This window comes from Rhizorhabdus sp. GW822-FHT03C02 (assembly GCF_058801765.1).
Genome location: NZ_JBXANN010000021.1, coordinates 1 through 17,509 on the forward strand (window position 1 = coordinate 1; position 17,509 = coordinate 17,509).

At 67.3% G+C, this 17,509-nt stretch carries 15 protein-coding genes; 11 read left to right on the forward strand and 4 right to left on the reverse strand.

Annotation, left to right across the window (positions count from 1 at the left end; translation table 11 throughout):
• Positions 1-141 precede the first annotated feature (141 nt).
• Both AC1RM6_RS29165 and arr read right to left on the reverse strand, forming a co-directional pair.
• On the reverse strand, positions 142-1,323 hold the full coding sequence (locus tag AC1RM6_RS29165; protein WP_493107950.1) for an ROK family protein: 1,182 nt from the start codon (positions 1,321-1,323) through the stop codon (positions 142-144).
• A 67-nt stretch (positions 1,324-1,390) separates the two neighbouring features.
• Complete coding sequence (gene arr, locus AC1RM6_RS29170) at positions 1,391-1,795, reverse strand: NAD(+)--rifampin ADP-ribosyltransferase (RefSeq protein WP_493107952.1); 405 nt, start codon at positions 1,793-1,795, stop codon at positions 1,391-1,393.
• 91 nt (positions 1,796-1,886) lie between these two features.
• On the opposite strand from arr, the gene AC1RM6_RS29175 reads away from it, so the two are divergent.
• Together AC1RM6_RS29175 and AC1RM6_RS29180 are read left to right on the forward strand one after the other, a co-directional pair.
• Positions 1,887-2,321, forward strand: a complete 435-nt coding sequence (locus AC1RM6_RS29175) for a hypothetical protein (RefSeq protein WP_493107954.1) — start codon at positions 1,887-1,889, stop codon at positions 2,319-2,321.
• A 103-nt stretch (positions 2,322-2,424) separates the two neighbouring features.
• Positions 2,425-3,228, forward strand: coding sequence for a sterol desaturase family protein (locus AC1RM6_RS29180; protein ID WP_493107956.1), 804 nt, complete (start codon positions 2,425-2,427; stop codon positions 3,226-3,228).
• Between the two features lie 8 nt (positions 3,229-3,236).
• On the opposite strand, the gene AC1RM6_RS29185 is transcribed toward AC1RM6_RS29180, so the two are convergent.
• Positions 3,237-4,169 carry a LysR family transcriptional regulator gene (locus AC1RM6_RS29185; protein ID WP_493107958.1) on the reverse strand — a complete coding sequence of 311 codons (933 nt, stop codon included), beginning with the start codon at positions 4,167-4,169 and terminating at the stop codon, positions 3,237-3,239.
• A 132-nt stretch (positions 4,170-4,301) separates the two neighbouring features.
• On the opposite strand from AC1RM6_RS29185, the gene AC1RM6_RS29190 reads away from it, so the two are divergent.
• From AC1RM6_RS29190 to AC1RM6_RS29230, 9 genes are all read left to right on the forward strand, one after another.
• On the forward strand, positions 4,302-6,695 hold the full coding sequence (locus AC1RM6_RS29190) for a TonB-dependent receptor (RefSeq protein ID WP_493107960.1): 2,394 nt from the start codon (positions 4,302-4,304) through the stop codon (positions 6,693-6,695).
• A gap of 17 nt (positions 6,696-6,712) precedes the next feature.
• On the forward strand, positions 6,713-7,831 hold the full coding sequence (locus tag AC1RM6_RS29195) for an FAD-dependent oxidoreductase (protein WP_493107962.1): 1,119 nt from the start codon (positions 6,713-6,715) through the stop codon (positions 7,829-7,831).
• 23 nt (positions 7,832-7,854) lie between these two features.
• A complete protein-coding gene (locus AC1RM6_RS29200; RefSeq protein ID WP_493107964.1) occupies positions 7,855-8,757 on the forward strand; it encodes a VOC family protein in 903 nt (300 codons plus the stop codon).
• A gap of 2 nt (positions 8,758-8,759) precedes the next feature.
• Positions 8,760-9,917 carry an alpha/beta hydrolase family protein gene (locus tag AC1RM6_RS29205; RefSeq protein ID WP_493107966.1) on the forward strand — a complete coding sequence of 386 codons (1,158 nt, stop codon included), beginning with the start codon at positions 8,760-8,762 and terminating at the stop codon, positions 9,915-9,917.
• Positions 9,914-10,345, forward strand: coding sequence for a hypothetical protein (locus tag AC1RM6_RS29210; RefSeq protein ID WP_493107968.1), 432 nt, complete (start codon positions 9,914-9,916; stop codon positions 10,343-10,345). Before AC1RM6_RS29205 ends, AC1RM6_RS29210 begins: the two co-directional genes overlap by 4 nt.
• Before the next feature lie 183 nt (positions 10,346-10,528).
• A complete protein-coding gene (locus AC1RM6_RS29215; protein ID WP_493107970.1) occupies positions 10,529-11,308 on the forward strand; it encodes a cyclase family protein in 780 nt (259 codons plus the stop codon).
• 1 nt (position 11,309) lies between these two features.
• Complete coding sequence (locus AC1RM6_RS29220) at positions 11,310-12,293, forward strand: fumarylacetoacetate hydrolase family protein (protein ID WP_493107972.1); 984 nt, start codon at positions 11,310-11,312, stop codon at positions 12,291-12,293.
• Positions 12,290-13,243 carry an MBL fold metallo-hydrolase gene (locus AC1RM6_RS29225; RefSeq protein ID WP_493107974.1) on the forward strand — a complete coding sequence of 318 codons (954 nt, stop codon included), beginning with the start codon at positions 12,290-12,292 and terminating at the stop codon, positions 13,241-13,243. The genes AC1RM6_RS29220 and AC1RM6_RS29225 overlap by 4 nt, the downstream gene beginning before the upstream one ends.
• A 43-nt stretch (positions 13,244-13,286) precedes the next feature.
• Complete coding sequence (locus tag AC1RM6_RS29230) at positions 13,287-14,336, forward strand: aromatic ring-hydroxylating dioxygenase subunit alpha (RefSeq protein ID WP_493107976.1); 1,050 nt, start codon at positions 13,287-13,289, stop codon at positions 14,334-14,336.
• Between the two features lie 13 nt (positions 14,337-14,349).
• Here the strand turns inward: AC1RM6_RS29230 and AC1RM6_RS29235 are convergent, their stop codons facing one another.
• Positions 14,350-17,325, reverse strand: a complete 2,976-nt coding sequence (locus AC1RM6_RS29235; protein WP_493107978.1) for a Calx-beta domain-containing protein — start codon at positions 17,323-17,325, stop codon at positions 14,350-14,352.
• Positions 17,326-17,509: the final 184 nt, after the last annotated feature.

Here is a 17,509-nt window from a genome sequence, read left to right on the forward strand (position 1 = left end):
GGCCTCCTCGTTTGAGATCTCGACAACCTCATTCTGGCACATTGCGATGCCGTCGGGGGCCGTCCACCCCAACACGTGCCACCAGCGCAACGTGTCTCGACTGCGCTCGACACGAACGGGTTAGAAGTTGAAGGCCCACCATCACCCGCCACTCGCCCGATAGAGCCGCTCGAGCACCAGCGCCGCCGCCCCGCGCGACGAATGCTCGTCGGTCCACGCCCGGAACGCGACCGGCACCCGTTCGGCGAACGGCGGCAGGACATTGGCGGCGAGCGCGGCGTGGAAGGCCGGCGCGATCAGTTCGTGGAGCAGCGGCTCGCGCACCAGGATCATCACCCGGGCGGGATCGGACACGTTGATATGGTTGGCGACCGCCAGCCCCAGGCAGCGGCCGCCCTGTTCGAAGATCGCACGGGCATCGCCGTCGCCGGCCAGCGCCGCACGCGCATAGTCGCGGAACAGGCCGCGCACCGCCTTGATCCGCGGCCGTGCCTCGCCGCGCAGCGCCGCGATCCGCGAGACGATGCCGATCACCGAGGCGAAGGCGGTCAGGCATCCCCGCGCGCCGCAGACGCAGGCGGGGCCGTCGTCGAGCACCATCTTCACATGCGCCAGCTCCGAATTGAGGCCATGCGCGCCGGCGCGGACCTGGCCATCGACATAGCGGCTGAAGCCCATGCCGAGATCGAGCATCAGCAGACTGAAATCCTGCATCTGCAGATCGTCGCCGAACCAGTGCTCGGCGCGCGCGATCACGTCGGCGGCATGCTCGATCCGCACCGGCAGCCCCAGCCGCGCCTGGAGGATCGCCGCCAGCGGGATCGGGTCGGGCGGGAAGGCGGGAAACCAGTTGACGATCCCGGCGTCGCTGTCGATCAGCGCGGGCAGCGCCAGGCCGATGCTGTGGATCGCCGCGGAATCGACCGCCGAACGGGCGATGCCGTCGCGCAATATGTCGGCCAGCTGCGCGACATAGGCGTCGAGCGTCTGCCGCCAGGCGATCGGGGTGACGTGCCGGTTGAGCGTGTCGCCGCGCAGATTGGCGACCTCGACCAGCATCGTCCCGTCCTCGGCAAGCAGCGCCCCCACCACATAAGCGGCATCGGGATTGAGCCTGAGCGCGATCCGCGGCCGCCCGCCGGTCGCGAGCGGCGCCTTTTCCTCGACCAGATAGCCGAGCCGGACGAAATCGCCGACGATCGCGGTGATCGTCGCCTGCGCCAGCCCGGTGATCCGGGTGAGGTCGGTCCGCGCGACCGGCTCGTGGCGTCGTATCATCTTCAGCACATGCAGGCGGTTCGCTTCCTTCTCGTTCATGCGCATGCGTCAGCTGTCCTGCTCGGCTTGTTGCAGCCAGCGTCGCACAGCCATCCGTACGACGCCAGCAGCCTCAATCTATCGCCTCGATGCCCTCGGCCTTCAGCCGCACGAGGAAATCCTGCATTTGCCTGAGCCGTTCGGGCGAATGCCCCTCCCACGCCGCGACCTCGCCAACAATCCTGAGCGGGTCGCGCGAGCGGTAGGAGCGGGTCGGATTGCCGGGGAATTTTGTGTCGGTCAGGTTGGGGTCGTCGACGATCGGCCCGGTCGGCTCGACGATGTAGATCCGCTCGCGACCGTCGCCTACGGCCAGTTCGGCGCCCCAGATCGCCGCATCCATCGTCGCGGTCAGATAGACCCACGACGCCTGTTTGCGCGCGCCATAGTTCGAGCTGTAGCCGGCGCCGAGCAGGTCGCCGGGCTTCAGGTCGGCGCGGGTGCCATGGTAGAAAATCGGTGCGGCGGTGCCGGTCATCATTTGCTCTCCCTCATGGTGATCCGAATCGAGGGGCATGTTCATGGGCCAGGACCCCCGGCTTGCCGCAATCCCCATCCCAGGTTAGACAATGATAGTGGGAGAGGCGGCCATATCGGCGGCGCCCGAAACCGGGCAGCGCGAAATCTTCGAGGCGCGCGAAAGGCGGCGGCAAAGTGCAGCGGCGTTCGCCGTTCTGGCCATGGCCTTCGCCGTGCTCTCCGGTTGTAGCCGACCGATCCATGATCTTTCGACATTGCGGGCGATCGAAGGCGAATCCCGGATCCTGATGGCGACCGATCCGCCCCGCAACCATGCCGTTCCGAAAAGCCGCTGGCCCCACCATATCGCAAGCCTCGGGCCCGCACAGGTAACCATCGATCCGAACGGTATAGATATCCTGGTGAAGCCCTATTTCGACGGCGGCTGGGGCTATTTCGTTCCGCGAAACCGGCGCGAACCGCCGGAGCCTGCGGGCCGGTTTTCGGCATTGGGGCAGGACGTTTATTGGTATCGCCCCGATTGATCCGGGCCTGGCGAACGGTCGAGGCGCCTTATCGAGCGATATTGTTTATTCATATATTGAACTATATAAGGGCGCAGCGAATCCCGGTCCTGGAGCGACAAGAATGATCCGAAGCCTGCTCAGCGGCGACTCTATGCTGAACCTGTGGCTGGCGCTGTTCCTGCTGAGCGGGCTGGCGATCGGCATCGCCAGCGGCTTCTTCAAGGCGCGCAAGATCCAGCCCAAGGGCTTCAAGTGGAAGATCTTCCGCAACGAGGCGATCTTCGGGCTGATCAACCTCGTCGTCAGCGCCTTCACCCTCGGGCCGCTGCGCAAGCTGCTCGGCGATTACGGCTTCATCACCTTCAACAGCGCGCCGACCCAGTGGTGGGTGATCGGCCTCGAATTCGCGCTCTATTTCTTCCTGTTCGACACCTGGTTCTACTGGCTGCACCGCTGGATGCACAAGGAACCGGTCTATAGCTGGGTCCACAAGCTCCACCACAAGTCGACCGCGCCGAACCTGCTGACGACCCTGTCGGTCAACCCGCTCGAATCCCTGATCAATGGCGGCTTCGTGCCGCTGTTCCTCGCGGTCTTCACCGTCCATGACGCGACGATGGCGCTGATCGGCCCGACCAACATCATCATGGGCCTCTACGTCCATGCCGGCTACGAATTCTTCCCCCGCTGGTGGAACCGCAGCTGGGCGACGAAATGGTTCATCACCACCAGTTTCCACGATCAGCACCATAAATATTTCAATTATAATTTCGGCGGATACACCACGATCTGGGATTGGCTGTGCGGCACGGTGCGCCCGAAATTCGTCGCCGACTTCGAAAATCCCAAGGCGCGCCAGACCAAGAAGATCCAGCCTGCAGCGCCTGCCGCCGCGCCGGTCGAGGGGATGGCCGCGGAGGCCTGAATCGTCACTCAGGCCGCCGGTGCGCCCTGCGCATCGTCGATGCCGTCGGCGCTGCGCTTCATCTCGCCGATCAGCCAGTGCAGCCCCTCGTCCTTGTCGCGGGTGCGGTGATATTGGGCGACCTCGCGCATCGCCGGTAATTCGAACGGCAGCGGGGCGATCGTCAGCGGCAGCCAGGCGGCGAAGGTCTCGGCCAGCCGCCGGTGCATGATCGCCAGCCGGGTCGTGTCGGGGAGCAGGCAGGGCACCGCCGCGAACGAGGGGGCGACGACGTCGATCCGCCGTTCGAGGCCGAGGCCGCGGACATGTTCCTCGGCGAAGGGCAGCGCGCGGGTCGGGCCGAGTTCGACGACGACATGTTTCTGGGCAAGGAAGGCGTCGAGGGTGAGTGGCCTGTCGAACACCGGGTTGCCGCTCCAGCCGACCACGACATGCGGTTCCTCGAAGATGGGAATGCTGGGATGCGCCGGCGACCGAAATTGCTCGGGCATCAGCAGCAGGTCGACATCGCCGCGTTCGAGATCGGATAGGCTCGCGGCGGTCACCGGCACCAGCTTGAAGCCGATATTCGGGGCCTCGGCTTCCAGCCGCGCGATCATCGGCGCCAGCAGCACCGTCAGGATATAATCCGACCCGGCGATCCGGAACTGGCGCGCGGTACGCCCCGGATCGAAGCGGGTCGACGCCGCCACCAGCCGCTCGGCATCGCCCAGCAATGCGTGGACAAGCGGCATCAGCGTCTCGGCCTTGGGCGTCGGCAGCATCGTCCGCCCCGACACGATCAGCAGCTCATCCTCGAAATAATCGCGCAGCCGCGACAGCGCCGAGCTGGTCGCCGGCTGGCTGAGGTTGAGCCGCCGCGCCGCCGCGGTGACGCTGCGTTCGGTCATCAACACCTGGAACGCCGTCAGCAGGTTGAGATCGAGCCCCTTGTAGCGCATGCGGACCTATTTGATTCATGAATGGAAATTCATCCGAACAATAGATTTCCTCTAATCCTGCCGGCTTGGCAATAGACCTCCCGAAAGCAGCCCGCGCCGCCAACGGCGCAGAGGCCGATGGAGGGGAATGCGATGCGCGCGACATATCTGATCGGAACGGCGATGATCGGCCTGCTGGCCGGAGGGCAGGCCGCGGCCCAGATGGCGCCGGTACCTGCGGCCGCCGACGCCGCCACGCCCGACGCCGGGCTCGAGGAGATCGTCGTCACCGCGCAGCGCCGTTCGGAATCCTTGCAGAAGGCGGCGATCCCGGTCGACGTCGTCACCGGCGCCGCGCTGATGACCGGTGCGGTCACCACATCGGGCCAGCTCGGCTCGCTGATCCCGTCGCTGAGCGTCCAGAACAATGGCGGCGCCAACACCACCTTCTTCCTGCGCGGCGTCGGCAACTTCACCGTCAACGGCTATAGCGACCCGGCGATCGCCTTCAATTATGACGGCGTCTATCTCGGCCGGCCGACCTCGACCGCGGGCATGTTCTACGATCTCGAACGGGTCGAGGTGCTCAAGGGGCCGCAGGGCACCCTCTACGGCCGCAACGCGACCGGCGGCGCGATCAACGTGTTGCCGGCCAAGCCGGTCAAGGGCGAGACCTCGGCCTTCGCCAGCCTCAGCTACGGCAATTACGACGCGATCAACGCGCAAGGGGCGATCAACCTCGGGCTCGGCGAACATGCCGGCTTCCGGCTGTCGGGCAATATCGTCTCGCGCGACGGCTATCTGTCCGACGGCATGAACGACGAGAAGACCCAGGCGCTGCGCGCGCAGCTCGCGGTCGATCTCACCCCGGATCTCAAGCTGAGGATCGGCGCCGACTGGTCGCACAATGGCGGCGAGGGGGTAGGGGCGGCCTATGCCGAATCCTTCGGCTATAATCCGGTCGCGGGTGCCTATGTCGTCCGCCCGTCGGGGCTGTCGCGGTCGACCGGGCTCTATGATCCGGCCTCGATCGCTTATCGTCGCACGCTGTTCGCGGGGCTTCCCGGCCGCACCCTCGGCGCGCTCGATCCCGACGTCTATCAGGACAACAGCTTCTGGGGGATGAAGGCCGAGGTCGAATATCGCACCGACGCCGGCACCTTCACCATCATCCCGGCGGCGCGCTTCGCGACCCTCGATAACGGCTTCCCGACCCCGGCCTTCATCGGCTTCATCCAGGAAGACGACAGCCAGTATAGCCTCGAGGCGCGCTTCGCGAGCGAGCGGGTCGGCATCTTCGACCTGATCGCCGGCGGCTATTATTTCGACGAGCGGGTGCAGGGCAATTACACCTTCAGTCAGGACGCGCTGACCGCGATCCAGGATTTCACCAGCAAGACCCGCTCCTATGCCGCCTTCGGCCGGGTTACCGCGCATGTCGGCGACAATCTCCGGCTGGTCGGGGGCCTGCGCTACACCAAGGATGAGAAGGATTTCAGCGGTCTCGCCGACGTCGTCACCGTGGTCTGCACGGTGCGCGTGGCCGGGGTGCCGAGCTGCCCCAATGCGCCGGTGATCCCGGTGGTCGACCGGGTGTCGCAGATCCCGTTCGCGGTGCCTGCGGCGAATGGCGCGCCGGCCTTCCTGCCCGGCACCGGCGCGATCGTCACCCGCGCGACCACCCCGGTCGATCAGAGCCAGTCGCCCAGTCGGGTGACCTATCGGGCGGCCGCCGAATATGATCTGGGGCTGTCGTCGCTGGTCTATGCGAGCTATGAGACCGGCTACCGCTCGGGCGGCTTCTCGCTGTCGTTCGGCAAGGAGACGTTCGAGCCCGAATATATCGACGCCTTCACGATCGGATCGAAGAACCGGCTGTTCGACAACAGCCTCCAGCTCAACATCGAGGCCTTCTACTGGAAATATCGCAACCAGCAGGTCAACCACACCGGCATCGACCTGCGCGGCAACCAGGGCCAGTTCACCGAGAATGTCGGCCGCTCGACCAACAAGGGCGCCGAGGTCGAAATGATCTGGCGGCCGCTGTCGAACACCCTGCTCAACGCCCAGGTTCAGTATCTCAAGGCGAAATATTCCAGCTTCGCCTACACCGTCCCGGTCGGCAACGCGCCGCCCTATGTCGGCTGCCCGGTGACGATCGATCCCGCGACGCCGACGATACGCACCGTCGATTGCTCGGGCCGGCCGTCCTATCAGTCGCCGAAATGGACGATCAACCTCGGCGGCCAGCAGACCATCCCGGTCGGCGACTATAAATTCGTCGCCCAGGCCGACACCCAATATAAGTCGAGCCGCTATGTCGGGTTCGAATATCTCGACTATCAGCGGGTCGGATCGACCTGGTCGTCCAATGCCCAGCTCTCCTTCGGCCCCGCCGACGACCGCTGGTCGATCGCCGGCTTCGTCCGCAACATCGAAGACAACCGCATCGTCACCGCCGCACCGATCTTCAACATCGGCGGGGTCGGCACCGTCGTGACCTCGCCCCCGCGCACCTATGGCCTGCGGGTCATGGCGAAATATTGATCGGAGCATCGGCGCCCATGCAATCCCTCAACATCCTGGTGGTCGGTGCCGGCATCGGCGGGCTCACCGCCGCGATCGCGCTGCGCCGCGCCGGCCATGCGGTCACGATGATCGAACGCGATCCCGACTGGTCGGTCTATGGCGTCGGCATCATCCAGCAGGCCAATGTCGTGCGCGCGATGGCCGAACTCGACCTGATCGACGATTATCTGTCGGCGGGCTTCGGCTTCGACCATGTCTCGATCCATCTGCCGACCGGGCAGAAGGTCGCGCAGGTGCCGTCGCCGCGGCTGGTGCCCGAATATCCCGCCAATGTCGGGATCGGCCGCCGGTCGCTCCACGACGTGCTCGCCGCCCGCGCCAGGGCGGCGGGCGCCGCGATCCGGCTGGGCGTCACCGTCGTCGACTTCGACGACGACGGCAGCCGGGTGGCGGTGCGGTTCAGCGACGGCAACACCGGCGACTATGACCTGATGATCGGCGCCGACGGCCTCTATTCGCAGATCCGCGAGACGATCTTCCCGGACGCGATGGCGCCCGAATTCACCGGCCAGTCGGTCTGGCGCTACAATTTCCCCCGCGACGCGGCGGTCGACGGGCTCAGCGTCTATAATGGCGAGACCGGGATCGGCCTCGTGCCGCTCGCCGACGGGCTGATGTACATGTTCGTCACCACCGCCGAGCCCGGCAATCCGCGGTTCCCGCGCGAGGGGTTGGCCGCGGCGATGCGCGAGCGGCTGGCGAGGGTGCCGGCGCCCGCGATCCGTGCGCTCGCCGACCGGATCCACGACGATGACGGGGTGGTCTACAAGCCGCTCGAATGGCTGCTGCTGTCGGGTCCCTGGCACCAGGGGCGGGTGGTGCTGCTCGGCGATGCCGTCCACGCCACCACCCCGCATCTGGGGCAGGGGGCGGGGATGGCGATCGAGGATGCGATCGTGCTCGCCGACGAACTGGGCCGCGGCGACGCGATCGCGCCGGCGTTGGCGGCCTATGAGGCGCGCCGCTTCGATCGCTGCCGCTACATCGTCGAGGCGTCGCGGGCGATCTGCCTGGGTCAGCTCGGCCAGGGGCCGCTGGTCGATAACAGCGTCGCCACCCGCGAAATGTTCATGAGGATTGCCGAGCCGATCTGACGGCTCGCCAGGGGAGTATTACGATGTCGCGTGTCACCGAGATCCGATATGTTGGCTATGGCGTGCCCGGCCTCGATGCCGAGCGCGCCTTCTACCGCGACGTCTGGGGGCTGCGCGAGGCGGGCGAGCAGGATGGCATGGTCCATTTCGCCGCCGAGGGCGCCGACGAACTCTATGTCGTGCGGTTGCGCGAAGCCGAGGACCGGCGGGTCGACGTGATCGCGCTCCATGCCGACAGCCGCGCCGACGTCGACGGTCTCCGCGACAAGGTGGTCGCGGCGGGCTGCCGGATCATCTTCGCCCCGCGCGAGCTGACGACGCTGGGCGGCGGTTACGGCTTTCGCTTCTTCAGCCCCGACGGACTGCCGTTCGAGATATCGGCCGATGTCGCGCGCGGCCCGAAGCGCGAGGTCGCGCGCTGGGAGGGGATCCCGCAGAAGATCAGCCATATCGTCCTCCATTCGCCCGATCATCAGGCGATGGTGCGTTTCTTCGTCGAGGTGCTGGGGTTCCGCGTGTCCGACTGGCTCGGCGACTTCATGTGCTTCCTGCGCTGCAACGGCGCGCATCACCGCCTCGCCATCCTGCCCGGGCCGCCCTGCCTCAACCATGTCGCCTATGACATGGTGTCGGTCGACGACATGATGCGCGGCATCCACCGGCTCAGGCACAAGGGCACCGAACTGCGCTGGGGCCCGGGGCGCCACACCGCCGGCAACAACACCTTCAGCTATTTCACCACCCCGGCCGGCTTCGCGGTCGAATATACCGCCGAGCTCGAGGATGTCGATTTCGAGGGGCATGTCGACAAGGTCCATGTCCCCGGCCCCGGGGTGATGGACCAGTGGGGGATCGGCGTCGGCGGCCCGCAGACGATGCCGCATCCGGAGGCCGACAAGGGCCTGTTCCAGCCGGCGGAGATCTGATCGTGGCGCTGTTCGAATATTTTCCCAACTATATCTGGAACCTGTCGGTCGCGATCGCGATGGAGAGCGGCGGGCAGATCGGCGAGATCGTCGACATGTGTCAGCCGATCCGCGACGCCGCCGCGAACGGCGCCGACGCCGGCACCCCGCACTTCATGGCGCAGTGGGTGGCGATGGGCGACAAGCTGGTCGATCTGGCGGCTGAGGACGAGGCGCTCGGCCGCGGCTTCTCGGCGTCGGCCAAGCTCGATCGCGCGGCGCTCTACTTGATCAACGCCGAACGCATGCAGGGCCATGGCCATCCCGGTCGCCAGGCGACCTACGCCAAGGCGCTGGCGGCGTTCGAAAAGGCGACCCGGCTCGGCGGCCTCGACCGCGAGCGGGTCGAGATCCCGCTGACGACCGGCACGATGCCCGCGCTTTACACCCGCGCGCCGGGCGTCGGGCCCAAGCCGGTGGTGGTCTATTGCAACGGCCTCGATAGCTGCAAGGAACTGCTCTACTGGTCGCGGCTTCCCGAGGCGCTCGCACGCCGCGGCATCTCGACCCTGTGCGTCGACCAGCCCGGCAGCGGCGAGGCGCTGCGGCTGCAGGGGCTGCCGGTCGATCCGCATAGCGAACATTGGGCGTCGAAGGCGGTCGACTGGCTCGAGGCGCGGCCCGAGGTCGATCCGACGCGGATCGGCATGACCGGCATCTCGCTCGGCGGCCATTTCGCACCGCGCGCGGTCGCCTATGAGCCGCGCTTCGCCAGCGGCGCGGTGTGGGGCGCCAACCACAACTGGGCCGAGGTTCAGCAGAAAAGGCTCAAGCGCGAGGGCGAGAATCCGGTCCCGCATTATTGGGCGCATGTGATGTGGGCGTTCGGCGCGACCGACATGGACGACTTCCTCGCCAAGAGCGCCGACATGAATCTCAACGGCCATATGGACGGGGTCCGGGTGCCGTTCCTCGTCACCCATGGCGAGAAGGACCGCCAGATCGGCGTCCAATATGCGCATGACTGCTACGACCAGCTGATCAACAGCCCGCGCCGCGAATTGAAGATCTTCACCGCGCGCGAGGGCGGGGTCGAGCATGTCGGCGCCGACAACATGGCCTATGGCCGCGACCATATCGCCGACTGGTTCGCCGAAACGCTCGGCGGGCGGCTCGGGTGAGCAGCCCCGTCATCGCGCGCGAGGCGGTGATCAGCGCCCTGATCAACGCGGCGATCAGCGCGGGCTTCTACCTCGCGCTGTTCCACGGCCTCGCGGCGGTGCCGGTCGCGGGCGTCGGCGGCTTCGCCTTCGACTTCGTCCCGCAGAGCTTCATGGTCGCGCTGATGGGCGCGCTGGTCCCCGGGCTGCTCGCGCTGCGGCCGATCGCCGCCGCCGGCCTGACCGTGCCTGCGCGGTCGTTCGTGGTGGCGCAGGCTTTCGTTCTGGCAGTCATCGCCGCGATCCTCGGTGGCGGTATCGCGCTATTGCTGTCCGCCCCTGTCACGATCGGCTTCGCGACCGGACTGCTGGCCAAGATCGCTTATGGCGCGGCCCTGGGCGCGACGGTGACCGCCCTCGCACTCCGCCGCCTATGGCGCCAGGCATGACCACGGCACGCCATCCCCACCTCCGTCATCCTGAACTCGTTTCAGGATCCACCGTGTCACAAGGGGCCGTTCCCGCGTGGAGGAGTGGATGCTGAAACAAGTTCAGCATGACGGTTGTGGATTGCCTGTGACCCCGGCCTGGTTCGCCGTCACCGCATCCCTCCCAATCCCCAAGGAACGCCCATGACCCGTTCGTTCGTCGATCTGTCGATCCTGCTCGAAAACGACGTGGTCACCGACCCGCCCTTCCTGCGGCCCAAGATCACCTATCAGACCCATGGCGAAACCCTGCCCGAACTCGGCCATTTCTTCCCCGGGGTGACCGCCGAGCAGACCCCCGACGGCGCCGGTTTCGCCGCCGCCGAATGGGTGACGCTGACCACCCATAACGGCACCCATCTCGACGCGCCGTGGCATTTTCACCCGACCCAGGACGGCGGCAAGCCGGCGATGACGATCGACGAGGTGCCGCTCGACTGGTGCTTCCGCCCGGGGGTGAAGCTCGACTTCCGCCATCTTCCCGACGGCCATGTCGTCACCGCCGCCGAGGTCGAGGCCGAACTCGCGCGGATCGGCCATGATCTCCAGCCGCTCGACATCGTGTTGATCAACACCGCCGCCGGCAAGGCGGTGGGCGATCCGAACTATGTCAATATCGGCTGCGGCATGGGTTATGAGGCGACGATCTACCTCACCAGCCGCGGGGTGCGGGTGACCGGCACCGACGCGTGGAGCTGGGACGCGCCGTTCAGCTACACCGCGCAGAAGGTCGCTGAGACCGGCGACACCTCGCTGATCTGGGAAGGTCACAAGGCGGGCCGCGACATCGGCTATTGCCACCTCGAAAAACTCCACAATCTCGAGATACTGCCGCCGCACGGGTTCACCGTCAGCTGCTTCCCCCACAAGATCAAGGGCGCCTCGGCGGGCTGGACCCGCGCGGTCGCGATCGTCGAGGGTTGAGATGAAGCTCGCGACCCTGCCCGATGGCACCCCCGACGGCCGGCTCGTCGTCGTGTCGCGCGACCTCGGTCGCGCCGCCGACGCCGGCGCGATCGCCGCGACCCTGCAGGACGCGCTCGAACGCTGGGACGCGGTCGCGCCCGCGCTCCACGCGCTGGCCGAACAAGTCGAGCGGCTCACCGCGCGCGGGCTGTTCGCGATCGATCCGGCCGCCACCCTCGCGCCGCTGCCGCGCGCCTGGCAATGGCTCGATGGATCGGCCTTCCCGCAGCACGGCGTGCTGATGCAGAAGGCGTTCGGGCTGCCGCCGATCGAGACCGATCGTCCACTGATGTACCAGGGCATGTCGCATCTTTTCCTGCCCGGCCATGCCGATGTGCCGCTGCCCGACGAGGCCGACAGCATCGATTTCGAGGGCGAATATGGCGTCGTCACCGATGCGGTGCCGATGGGCACCTCTGCCGGCGATGCGCTCGGCCATGTGAAGCTGCTGCTGCTGATCAACGACTGGTCGCTGCGCGCGATCGCGCCGGCCGAGATGAAGACCGGCTTCGGCTGGGTCCAGGCCAAGCCCGCCTGTTCGCTGGCGCCGTTCGCGATCACCCCCGACGAGCTCGGGCCGGCCTGGGCCGACGGCCGGGTCCAGCTGCCGCTCGCGGTCGAACGCGACGGCGGCCATTTCGGCAGGCCGCATGGCGGCGAGATGGCGTTCGGCTTCCACGAGCTGATCGCCCATGCCGCGCGCACCCGCGATCTGCCCGCGGGCACGATCATCGGCTCGGGCACCGTGTCCAACGCCGATTATGCCGAGGTTGGCTCGTGCTGCCTGTCCGAACGGCGCGCGATCGAGATGATCGCGGGCGGTGCGCCGGTCACCCCGTTCATGCGCTTCGGCGACCGCGTGCGGATGGAGGTGACCGCCGACGGCCGGTCGCTGTTCGGCGCGATCGACCAGAGGGTGGTCAAAGCAGGAGGCGCGCGATGAGAGTTTGGACGCGTATGATGGTGCTGGCAGTGGCGCTGGCGGCCGCGCCCGTGTCGGCCGCACCAGCCTTCATCGCCCTCGGCACGATGGGCGGACCGATCGCCGATCCGCACCGCTCGCAGCCCGCCAATCTGATCGTCGACGGCAACGACGCCTGGCTGGTCGACTGCGGCGACGGCGCCGTCGAACAGCTCGCCAAGGCCGGGGTCCGGCTGCCGCAGGTCAAGGCGCTGTTCCTCAGCCATCTCCACTTCGATCACACCGGCGGCGTCGCCGCGCTGCTCGGGCTGCGCTACCAGACCAATGTCCCGGGCAGGCTGGCGATCTATGGCCCGCCGGGCACCCGGGCGATGATCGACGGCCTGCTCGCATCGATGGCGCCCGCGGCCGCCGCCGGCTACGGCTTGCCCGGCGAACCCCAGGCCGATCCCGCGGCGATGGTCGAGGTGACCGAGATCGCCGGCGGCGCGGTGGTGCGGATCGGCGCGGCGACGGTGACCGTGGCACAGAACAGCCACTATAGCTTCGCGCCGGGCAGCGATGCCGATCGCCGCTTCAAGTCGCTGGCGTTCCGTTTCGACCTGCCCGGACGCTCGATCGCCTATACCGGCGACACTGGCCCGAGCACCGCGGTCGAGGCGCTGGCGCGCGGCGTCGACCTGCTGGTGAGCGAGTTGATCGACGTCGATGCGACCGTCGCCAATGTCCGCCGCAACACCCCCGATATGCCCGCGCCGGCGATCGCCGCGCTGACCCGCCATCTGTCGGGCCATCATCTGACCGCGGCGCAGGTCGGCGAGCTGGCGGTGCTGGCAGGGGTGAAGCAACTGGTCGTCACCCATCTCGTCGCCCCCGGCGCGACCCCGGCGGCGCTCGACGCGATCGAGGCGCAGATCGCTGCCGCCTATAAGGGGCCGATCGTCATCGCCCAGGACCTGCAGCGCTTCTGAGCGCACCCCGGCCACCCCATTCACCACCACGGAGCGCCCCGTCATGACCGGATCGCCGCCTTTCCTCCACGAAAACTGGTATGTCGCCGGCTGGAGCACCGATCTCGCCCCCGGCGACCGCGTCGGCCGCACCTTCCTCAACCGGCCGGTGGTGCTGTTCCGCACCGATGCCGGCGAACTCGGCGCGCTTGAGGATCGCTGCGTCCACCGCGCGATGCCGCTCAGCCGGGGGCAGGTGGCTGGCGAGCATCTGCGCTGCACCTATCATGGGCTCGAGTTCGACACCGGCGGCATCTGCCGCAAGATCCCGGCGCAGGCGCAGATCCCCGCCACCGCCCGCGTCCGCCGCTATCCGCTGGTCGAACGCAATGCGCTGATCTGGATCTGGATGGGCGATCCCGACCGTGCCGACCCGTCGACGATCGCCGATATCGGCTGGCACGACGATCCCGCCTGGGCCTGGCGCAGCGCGCATTTCCCGGTCGCCGGCAACTGGCAGCTGCTGATCGACAATCTGATGGACCTCTCGCACCTCCCCTATATCCACCCCAACACGATCGGCGGCGATCCGGAGCTGCACTTCCGGACGAAGACCGAGACCATGAAGATCACCAACGGCGTCCGCGTCACCCGCCACATGCCGGCCTCGGAGCCGCCGCCGACCTACCGCGCGGCGGGCAGGTTCACCGGGCTGGTCGATCGCTGGCAGGAGATCGAGTTCACCCCGGTGATGATCCGGATCCACACCGGCGCCTGCGACGCCGGCACCGGCGCCTATGCGGGAAAGCGCCAGCACGGCTTCTCGATGCTCGGCTTCCACGGCATCACCCCCGAGACCGATCGCACCACCCATTATTTCTGGTCGATGGCGACCAACAGGCTCGAGGACGGCATTGCCGATCTGGTGTTCCGCCAGACCGCCGATACCTTCCGCGAGGACCAGGAGGTGCTCGAACTCCAGCAGCAGCGGATCGACGCCGACGATGGCCAGCCGATGATCGACATCGCCAGCGATGTCGGCGGCCGCCAGGTGCGACAGCTCATCCGCCGCCTCGTCGCCGCCGAGCAGGCGCGGGCTCAGCTGCCCGCCTGAGCCTGGTATTTTTCTACAGCACGAAATCCGACGCGGTGATCGTGCCGACCCCGAGCAGGCTGATCTCGAAATCGGCGAGACCGTCGCCGTCGATATCCCCGCTCAGCAGCATGTCCGGACCCGCCAGCGAATACCGAAGTTCGCCGGCATGGCCGGTGAACGCGCCCGCGCCGATGAAGGCGAAGGTCCCCGCATAGACTCCGTCCAGGTCGATCTTGTCCCGCTCGCCATGGTGGAAGTCGGTGATGATGTCGCCATGGCCGACGATGCTGTCGGCGACGGCGGTGAAGATGAACTGGTCGCTGAGCGCGCCGCCGGTCATCCGGTCGAAGCCGGTGCCGCCGGTCAGCTTGTCGAAGCCGGCATCGCCGATCAATATATCGTCGCCGCCGCCGGCCTTGATCGTGTCGTTGCCGTCGCGGCCATAGATGATGTCGTCGCCGTCGCCGCCGTCGAGCAGGTCGCCATAGGCCGATCCCTCGAGCCCCTCGATGCCGATCAGCCGGTCGCGGCCGGCGCCGCTGGTCGTCTGCAAGGTGGTGAGCGCGAGCGAGGCGCGCACCCCGCCGGTGGCGGCGGCATAGGACACCAGATCGAACCCGGCGCCGCCGTTGAGGACATTGTTGCCGAGGCCGCCGACGAGGATGTCGTCGCCGTCGCCGCCGGACAGGCTGTTGTTGGCGCCGTCGCCGGTGAGCGTGTCGGCGAACGCCGATCCGGCCAGATTTTCGATGCCGGTCAGCGTGTCGAGCCCCGCCGAGACCGTGTCCTGCGCGCCGGCCAGCGCCAGCGACACCCGGACTCCGGCGGCGGCGCCGGCATAGCTGGCGGTATCGCTGCCCAGCCCGCCGTCGAGCCTGTCGTCGCCGAGCCCGCCGATGAGGATGTCATCGCCGGCGGCGCCCGCCAGCATGTTCGCGCCGGCATCGCCGGTCAGCCGGTCGTCATGGGCCGATCCGGTCAGATTCTCGACGCCGGCCAGCGTATCGTTGCCGCCGCCGGCGGTGTTCTGCACCGTCAGGATCGCCAGCGAGACGGCGACCGCGGCGGTCACATCCTCATAGCTGGCGGTGTCGATCCCCAGCCCGCCGGTCAGCTTGTCGCTGCCCGCGCCGCCCACCAGCAGGTCGTTGCCGTCGCCGCCGTTGATCGTGTCGTTGCCGCCGCGGCCATAGAGCACATCGTCGCGGCTGCTGCCGGTCAACTGGTCGCCGAAATTCGATCCCTCGAGCGCGTCGATGTCGACGAACTGGTCGCGGCCGGCGCCGCCGGTGTTCTGGATCCCGGTGATCGCCAGCGACGCCTTCACCCCGGCGGTGGCTCCGGCATAGGAGACCATGTCGAAACCGATGCCGCCGCTCAGATAATTGGTACCGAGCCCGCCGCTCAATATGTCGTCGCCGCTGAACCCGCTGATCTGGTTGTCGCCGGCGTCGCCGGTCAGCCGGTCATCATAATAGGAACCGGACAGATGTTCGAAGCCGCTGACGATATCGTTGCCGGCACCGCCGGTCTGCTGCAGCGTCGTGATCGCCAGCGATACCGTCACCCCGCCGGTGGCATCGGAATAGCTGAGATAATCGATGCCGTTGCCGCCGGTCAGTATGTCGCTGCCGGTACCGCCGTCGATCTGGTCGTCGCCGTCGCCGCCGTCGATGACGTCGTTGCCGCCCATGCCGCGCAGGGTGTTGGAACCGCCGTTACCGGTCAGCCTGTCGCCGTAGCTCGATCCGATCAGGGCGGAGATGCCCGAAAGCGTGTCGTTGCCGCCGCCGCCGGTGTGCTGGACGCCGACGATCCCCAGCGACACTTTCACGGCGCCGGGCGCGTCTTCGTAGGAGGCGGTGGTGGTGCCTCGCCCGCTGCCGATCAACCGATCGTCGCCGGGCCCGCCGAAAAGGACGTCGTAGTAGCCCGCGTCATAGGTATCGCCAGCGATCAATATGTCGTCGCCCTCGCCGCCATGGAGACGATCGTCGCCGCCGTTGCCGCCCAGCATGTCGTTGCCGCCGCCGCCGGAGATGACGTCGTCGCCGTCGCCGCCATACAGCCCCTCGGACGCGCCGGTGCCGGTGATGACATTGTCCTGCGCGTCGCCGGTGATCTCGTCGTTGCTGATCGTCGCCGTCGCATGGATCCCGGTCTCACCGCCGGTGAAGGACGCACCGACAGGATTGATCAGGTAAAGAACGAAGTCTTCATTTCCCTCCCCGATGATGTCGCCGAAGACGGGCACCGAAACGGTGGCGCTCGTCGCGCCGGCCGCGATGGTCAGCGTGGCGTCGACCGTGCCATAGTCCGTACCGGCGGTGGCCGTGCCGGGTCCTGTCGCATAACGCACCGTCACCGCGCCGGCGGCAGGCTGCGACAGGCTGATCGTGAAGACGGCCTGGGTGGTGCCGCTGTCGCCTTCGGAGACGACGATATCGCCGACCGTCAGGATCGGCCCGCGGGGCAGGTCGTCGTCGACGATCGTCGCGGTCGCCGAAAGGCTGTTCGCATTCCCCGCGAAGCCGGCGCCGACCGGTGAACTCAACGTCATCGTGAAGCGCTCGTCATATTCGTAGAGCGTATCGCCGACGATCTGGACCTGGATCGTGCCGCTGGTCGCCCCTGCCGGGATCGTCAGCGTTCCACTGGTCGCGGCATAGTCGGGGAAGCTGACCGCGGTGCCGTTGGCGGTGGCATAAGCGAATGTCACCGGCGTCGCCGATGGCGCCGACAGATGGACGGTGAAGATCGCCTTGCCCGGGCCGGTGCCCTGGGTCCCCTCGATCACCGAGACATCGTCCATCGTCGCGATGATCGTGCTGGCGGCGCCGCCGCTGTACGTCAGGGTGATGTCGGCGGTCGGGATCGGCGGGGTAGGGGGGAGCGGCGGGGGAGGGGTGACGACGAGGATGCCGGTCGGCTCGTCGGATGCCGGACCGGGCCAGACGGGCAGCAGCGTTACGCTGATCGGGATGCTATAGTCGATGGCATCGGTCATCCGTCATTCCCCCGCTGCTATGTCAGACCCGGGCACCATGTCGACCTCGATGCAGCGCTGAATCGACCTTGCCGATGAATAGATACATGAGAATGACAATATCGGCCAGATGACGCGAATATGATCTCGGCGATGGGGTCTTCGCCAGCGGACTGGTCAAATATCGTGAATGTAGATCGTCTTC